The organism is Streptomyces sp. NPDC006393 (genome assembly GCF_040628575.1).
In the GTDB taxonomy this organism is placed as follows: domain Bacteria; phylum Actinomycetota; class Actinomycetes; order Streptomycetales; family Streptomycetaceae; genus Streptomyces.
Window position 1 is genome coordinate 32,735 of sequence record NZ_JBEXZD010000078.1, and the last position, 6,781, is coordinate 39,515.

Annotated in this window: 7 protein-coding genes; all 7 read right to left on the reverse strand. The window is 72.5% G+C overall.

Translation table 11 applies throughout. The features are described from left to right. Positions 1-65: 65 nt before the first annotated feature. Positions 66-734 carry an ABC transporter permease gene (locus ABZ484_RS26885; protein WP_358868497.1) on the reverse strand — a complete coding sequence of 223 codons (669 nt, stop codon included), beginning with the start codon at positions 732-734 and terminating at the stop codon, positions 66-68. Beyond that, positions 731-1,459 (reverse strand): ABC transporter permease subunit, encoded by a 729-nt coding sequence (locus tag ABZ484_RS26890; protein ID WP_358868498.1) that lies wholly within the window; start codon positions 1,457-1,459, stop codon positions 731-733. The genes ABZ484_RS26885 and ABZ484_RS26890 overlap by 4 nt, the downstream gene beginning before the upstream one ends. Continuing rightward, complete coding sequence (locus tag ABZ484_RS26895; RefSeq protein ID WP_358868499.1) at positions 1,456-2,652, reverse strand: ABC transporter ATP-binding protein; 1,197 nt, start codon at positions 2,650-2,652, stop codon at positions 1,456-1,458. Before ABZ484_RS26895 ends, ABZ484_RS26890 begins: the two co-directional genes overlap by 4 nt. A 196-nt stretch (positions 2,653-2,848) precedes the next feature. Next, on the reverse strand, positions 2,849-3,214 hold the full coding sequence (locus ABZ484_RS26900; RefSeq protein ID WP_358868500.1) for a DUF6479 family protein: 366 nt from the start codon (positions 3,212-3,214) through the stop codon (positions 2,849-2,851). Between the two features lie 143 nt (positions 3,215-3,357). After that, entirely contained in the window at positions 3,358-3,765 is a 408-nt protein-coding gene (msrB, locus tag ABZ484_RS26905; RefSeq protein ID WP_358868501.1) for a peptide-methionine (R)-S-oxide reductase MsrB, read from the reverse strand. Positions 3,766-3,783: 18 nt separating this feature from the next. Beyond that, a complete protein-coding gene (gene murC, locus ABZ484_RS26910; RefSeq protein WP_358868502.1) occupies positions 3,784-5,178 on the reverse strand; it encodes a UDP-N-acetylmuramate--L-alanine ligase in 1,395 nt (464 codons plus the stop codon). Positions 5,179-5,251: 73 nt separating this feature from the next. Further along, a complete protein-coding gene (locus ABZ484_RS26915) occupies positions 5,252-5,725 on the reverse strand; it encodes an indole-3-glycerol phosphate synthase (RefSeq protein WP_358868503.1) in 474 nt (157 codons plus the stop codon). Positions 5,726-6,781: the final 1,056 nt, after the last annotated feature.

The following is a 6,781-nucleotide window of genomic DNA, read 5'->3' on the forward strand; positions in this document are numbered from 1 at the left end:
TGGCTTCGATCTTCGGCGAGTTGTGCGAGACGCCGGCCTGGGGCGGCGGCGCCGCACGTCCCGGATCAGCCGCTCCTGCGTACCCCGGGCGAGACCGTGCACCGCGCCACCGCCCAGAACACCGCGAGGGTCGCCAGCGCCAGGGCGGCGACCAGTGTGGCGCCGCCCACCACCTTCTCGTAGTCGCGCTGGTAGAGCCCGTCGATGACGTAGCGGCCGAGGCCGCCGATGCCGACGTAGGCGGCGATGGTGGCCGTGGAGACGATCTGGATGGCGCCGGAGCGCAGGCCGCTGAGGATCAGCGGGAGCGCGACGGGCAGTTCGACCTGGAACAGGATCCGCGACTCCGGCATGCCCATGCCCCGCGCGGCGTCCACCGGCGAGGGGTCGACGGAACGCACCGACTCGTACGTGGTCACCAGGATCGGCGGGACGGCGAGCACCACCAGCGGGACCATGACGGGCACCAGGCCGAAGCCGACCATGATGGTCATCAGCACCAGCAGGCCGAAGCTGGGCAGCGCCCGCCCGGCGGTGGCGACGAAGGCGAGGGTGTTGCCGCCGCGCCCGTAGTGCCCGGTCACCAGGCCGACGGGCAGCCCGATGGCGGCGGCGAGGGCGAGCGCGATCAGGCAGTACCGGATGTGCTGGACCAGCCGCGTGGGGATGCCGTCGTAGCCGTGCCAGTGGGCGCCGTCGCTGAAGAAGGCGTTGACGAAGTGCAGTACGTTCACCGGACGGTGTCCTCCAGGGCGGGCACGGCCGGCTCGGGCCCCGCCTCGGCGGCGTCGGCGGCCTCGGCCGGGGCGCGGCGGCGGGTGCCGTGCGGCATCCAGGGGGTGAGCAGACGGCGTACGAGGACCAGGACGGCGTCGGCGAGGATGGCCAGGGCCGCCGTGGTGACCACCGAGTTCACCGCGAGTTCGGGCCGGTGGTAGATGTTGGCGTCGTTGAGCAGGTTGCCGAGCGCGCCCTGGTTGCCGATGAGCATGCCCACGCTGACCAGGGAGATGCTGGACACGGTGGCCACCCGCAGTCCCGCGATGATGGCGGGCACGGCGATCGGCAACTGCACCTGGACATAGCGCCGTACGGGCCCGAAGCCCATGGCGGTGGCGGCGGCGAGCGTCTCCTGGGGCACCGAGCGGACGCCGTCGACGATGGCCGGGACGAGCACGACCAGGCTGTAGACGGCGAGCGGGATCATCACGGTCAGCTCGGTCTGGCCGGTGTAGTCGATCAGGACGACGAAGAAGGCCAGCGAGGGAATGGCGTAGAGGACGGTCGTCAGGCCCAGCACCGGCGCGTACAACCAGCGGAAGCGCACACACAGTTGCGCGATCGGCAGCGAGACGACGAGGCCGGCCAGGACCGGCAGCAGGGCCTCGCGCAGATGCAGGCCGATCAGTCCGAGCCAGCTGTGCTGGAGGTCGCTCGGGAGGTCGAAGAAGCCGCTCATCCGGCGACCTCGGCGCCGGTCGCGGCATCGGCGTCACCGAGCGCACGACCACCGGTACCGCCGTCGTCACCGGCGGCACCGGTGGTGCGGCCGGCGTGGGCCGTGCGGATCGCCTCGCCGATGGCCTGCTGCGAGACGACGCCGACGGCGCGGCCGGTGCCGTCCACGGCGACGGCCCAGCCGGTCGGGGAGAGCACGGCGCAGTCGAGGGCGGCGCGCAGGGACTCTCCGCCGTGCCGGAAGGGCCGTCCGTGGGGCAGCAGCCGGGCCGCGTCCACCGGTCCGGCGGCGAGCGCGGCCGGCTCGCTCCAGCCGAGGGGCCTGCCCTCGCGGTCCGTGACGAGGAGGTAGGGCACGTCGTCGGCGTCGGTGCGCGCGGCGACCTCCTCGGCGGTGGTGTCGACCGTGACCACCGGGGCGCTCGTCAGCTCCAGCCCTTCGGTGCCGAAGAAGGAGAGCCGGCGGATGCCCCGGTCGGTGCCGAGGAAGTCCTCCACGAAGGCGTCGGCGGGCGCGGTGAGCAGTTCGGCGGGCGGGGCGTACTGGGCGAGCCGGCCGCCGGTGCGCAGCACCGCGACCGTCGTGCCGAGCTTGATGGCCTCGTCGATGTCGTGGGTGACGAAGACGATGGTCTTGCCCAGTTCGTCCTGGATGCGCAGGAGTTCGTCCTGAAGGCCCTTGCGGACCACCGGGTCGACGGCGGAGAACGGCTCGTCCATCAGCAGCACCGGCGGGTCCGCTGCGAGCGCCCGGGCCACGCCGACGCGCTGCTGCTGACCGCCCGACAGCTGGTAGGGGTAGCGCTTGGCCAGCGCGGCGTCCAGGCCGACGCGCTCCATCAACTCCCCCGCCCGAGCACGGGACTTGCTCCGGCTCCAGCCGAGCAGCCGGGGCACGGTGGCGATGTTGTCGACGATGGTGCGGTGCTGGAAGAGACCGGCGTTCTGGATGACGTAGCCCATCGACCGCCGCAGGGAGTTGACGGGCTGTTGCCGGATGTCCACGCCGTCGAGGAGGATGCTGCCCTCGCTGGGCTCCACCATCCGGTTGATCATGCGCAGGGTGGTGGTCTTGCCGCAGCCGGAGGGTCCGACGAGGACGGTGATCGAGCGGTCCGGTATCTCCAGCGAGAGCCGGTCGACCGCGACCGTGCCGTCCGGGTACCGCTTGGTGACTGTGTCTATGCGTATCAAACGCCGAACACCCTTCGGGTCTGGCAGAAGCTGCCCGCTCTCGGCCACGGTCGCACGGGCCGTTGCGGATTGAGTCTAGACGCCTCGGGTTGCGGCGGACTGGGAGCGCCCCGGGCGGGGGTGCGTCCCGTGAAGGTGTGGCAGGGCCTGTGAAAACGGGGCAGGCCCGTGATGGGACCTGCCCCGCTTCGCCGGATCAGTGGGCGCCCGGGCCTCCGCTGCCGAAGGATCCGCTGGTGCCCGGGGCCCAGCGGTGCCGGTGCTGGTCCTCGCTGCGGCGGGTGCCGGCGCGATGGATCTCGTACGGCATGAGCCGCTGCCCGTCCTCGGGCTCCACCTCGTCGGGCTCGCGGATCTCGCTGATCTCCTCGACGGCTCCGGTGACCGGGAGATGAGGCTGCTCGTGGTCCTTGGGGCGGTCCGGCTCGCGGCGCATCACGCCGATGCCCATGCCTACGGCCCATACGAGCGCGCACACGACCACCAGACCACCGATGAAGGCTCCCAGAGTGGCCCACAAGTGCGGCGCGACGGCCAGTTCGACGTAGGAGGCTGTGACCATCTCTTTCACCCGCCTCTGCGGAGATGCGGAGAAACTGCCGGTGGCGTCGGCGACGCCACCTGTGTCCCCTATTGTCCCACCGCGTCAGGGTGCTGCAAAGCGTCCCGCCGCGTCCTGCCGCGGCCCTCGGCTCAGCCCTCGGCTCAGTCCTCGGCCGGCGCCAGTCGCAGCGAGATGCTGTTGATGCAGTACCGCTGATCGGTGGGTGTGGGGTACCCCTCACCCTCGAAGACATGCCCGAGGTGCGACCCGCAGCGGGCACACCGCACCTCGGTGCGCACCATCCCGTGGGACCGGTCCTCCAGGAGCTCCACGGCGTCGGTGTCCTTCGGGTCGAAGAAGGACGGCCAGCCGCAGTGGGACTCGAACTTGGTGTCGGAGGTGAACAGCTCGGCGCCGCAGGCCCGGCAGGAGTAGACGCCCTTCGTCTTGGTGTCCGTGTACTCACCGGTGAAGGCGGGCTCCGTGCCGGCCTGGCGCAGCACCGCGTACTCGGCCGGGGTCAGCTCCGCGCGCCACTGCTCGTCCGGCTTCTCGACGTCGTACGGCATGAGCCTCAGCCCCTCGCTTCAGTTCTCGTTCAGTCGGTCCAGGATGCGCGGGCCGAGGTCCGTGACGTCGCCCGCTCCCATGGTGAGAACGAGATCGCCGGCCTTCGCCATTCCCGCGATCACGTCCGGCACCTCCGTCTTGTCGTGGACGGCCGTGACGTCGGAGCCGGTCGCCCGGGACGCCTCGATGATCAGCTCGCTGGTGACGCCGGGGATCGGGTCCTCACGGGCGGGGTAGATGTCCAGGACCACGGAGGCGTCGGCGAGGGCGAGCGCCTGGCCCATCTCCTTGCCCAGCTCCTGGGTGCGGGAGAACAGGTGCGGCTGGAAGACGACCAGGATCCGGGCGTCGCCCGCGGCGCCGCGCATCGCCTCCAGGTCGGCGGTCATCTCGGTCGGGTGGTGGGCGTAGGAGTCGATCACCTGGACGCCGGCGGCCTCGCCCTTGAGCTGGAGCCGCCGCTTGACGCCGGTGTAGGCGGCCAGGGCGGGGGCGAGCTCGGCGGCCGGGATGCCGAGGGCCACGCCGGCGGCCAGCGCGGCGACGGCGTTGTGCGCGTAGTGGCGGCCGGGGACGGAGACGGAGAAGGTCAGCTCGGTACCGTCCAGCAGAACGGTGACCTCGCTCTTCAGGCCCTGCGGCACGACCGAGAGGACGCGCACGTCGGCGTCCTCGGACTCGCCGTACGTCACCACCCGCACGTCGCGGGCCGTGATGCGGCGCGTCAGCTCGCGCGCGCCCTCGTGGTCGGCCGAGATCACCAGCGTGCCGCCCTCGGTGACGCGGTCCACGAAGGTCTCGAAGGACTCGTAGATCTCGTCCATCGAGGCGTAGTTGGCGTGGTGGTCCAGTTCCACGTTGAGGACGATGGCGACCTCGGGGGCGTACTTGTGGAAGCTGCGGTCCGATTCGTCCGCCTCGGCCACGAAGATGTCGCCCTCGCCGTGCAGCGCGTTGGAACCGGGGGCGTCCAGGTCGCCGCCGATGGCGTAGGAGGGGTTCAGGCCCAGCTCGGAGAGGGAGACCGCCAGCATGGAGGTCGTGGTCGTCTTGCCGTGGGTGCCGGCGACCGCGATCGGGCGCAGGCCCGTCATCAGGGCGGCCAGGGCGTCGGAGCGGTGGACCACCGGGATGCCCAGCTCGGCGGCGCGCGCGAGCTCCGGGTTGTCCTGGCGGATGGCGGAGGAGACGACGACGCAGCTGGCGTCGTCGGCGAGGTGCTCGGCCGCGTGCCCGATGTGCACGGTGGCGCCCAGCGCGCGCAGCGCCTCGGCGGTCGCGGAGTCCTTGGCGTCACTGCCCGCGACCCGCGCGCCGCGCTGGGCGAGGATCTTGGCGATGCCCGACATCCCGGCGCCGCCGATGCCGATGAAGTGCGGTCGGTTCATGGCGGTAGGAAGGCCGGGTGCCATGCGCTGTTCTCCCCAGGTGGTGCGGCTGCGGTACGACGGTGCGCGCACCCGAGCGCGGGGGCGCCGCACAAGCCTATGCCTTGCTGTGCGAGAACAGCTTCAGGACCGGCACGCCGACCTTGTGACGGGCCCGTGAGGCCCAGTCCCGATGGAAGAACTCCTCCACGTAGTGCGGGTCGGTCAGGACGATCACCTCGTCCGCGCCGACGTCCGCGACCAGGGACTTCAGGGCGTCCAGGGGATGGTCCTCCACCAGGCGCCCCTCGGCCTCGCCGCCCGCGCCGCGCAGCGCCTTGAGGGAGACCTCCAGGGCCCGCTCCCCCTCGCTCTTCGCGGCCGCGCCCTCGGGTGTCTCGCCCTCGCGCGCCGCCTCGTCGATCTCGCCGAGCGCGATGTCGTCGATGGCCCGCAGCAGCCGGTCGGCCTGCTCACCGCGCGGCTGGAGCAGCACGTGGAAGGAGACCGGCTCCTCGCCGTGCAGGGTGGTGACGAACTCCACGTCGGCGGACGTCAGGGCCTTCTCGATCATCAATACGCTTGTGAACACCAGGCGCCCTTTCTGCTCCGAGGACCGCGCGGCGCGGCCCTCTGCCTACGGCCGGGGAACGAACCCCAGCCGAACCAGTTCCCCAGCAGAAACCATCCTGCCTTGCGTCGGCGCCGGTTTCGCCGGAATTGAGTGCACCCACCATCAACAGATCGGAATTATCGATTCCGCTTGCTGGAAGTGTCCGGTTCTGGTCGGCGGGGCGCGGCGGTTCTGGTTGCCGGGGGCGTGGCGGTTCTGGTCGGCGGGGCGCGGCGGTTCTGGTCACCGGGGGCGCTGCGGTTCTGGTTGCCGGTCGGGGTGTCGGCAAGGGGGTCTGGGTGCCGGGGTGCGTCCCAGTCGGGGTGCCGGGGTGTGGTGCGTCCCGGTCGGGGTGTCGGGGGCTGCCGGGCTGTCGCTGCCGGGGACGCCCGGGTTCGGGATCCCGGAGGCTGCCGGGCTGCCGTCGGCGCAGGCACCCGGGTCCGGGGTGCATGGGGAGGCCCGGGCTGCCGTCGCCGTGAAGCACCCGGGGTTCGGGTGCCGGAGGCTCCCGGGGTGCCCTGGCCGGGAGCCTCCTGGGGTCCGGGAGCCGCCCAGGGTCCGGCGGCTGGGAGGCGCCCAGGGTTCGGAAGGCCGGAGCCGCCGTAGCCGGGAGCCGCCCACGGCTCAGGGCGCCGGAGGCTGCCGGGCAGCCGCTGCCGCAGACACCCCAGACTCGGGGCGCCGGAGGCTGACGGGCAGCCGTTGCCGGGGGCACCCGGGGTGCGGGGGCCGGGAGGCGGCCAGGGCTCGGAAGGCCGGAGCCGCCGTAGCCGGGAGCCGCCCACGGCTCAGGGCGCCGAAGGCTGCCGGGCTCCCGCTGCCGCAGGCACCCCGGACTCGGGGCGCCGGAGGCTGACGGATAGCCGTTGCCGGGGGGCACCCGGACACAGGGCGCCGGGGCTGCCGGGCAGCCGCTGCCGCAGGCACCCCGGACTCAGGGCGCCGGAGGCTGACGGATAGCCGTTGCCGGGGGGCACCCGGACACAGGGCGCCGGGGCTGCCGGGCAGCCGCTGCCGCAGGCACCCCGGACT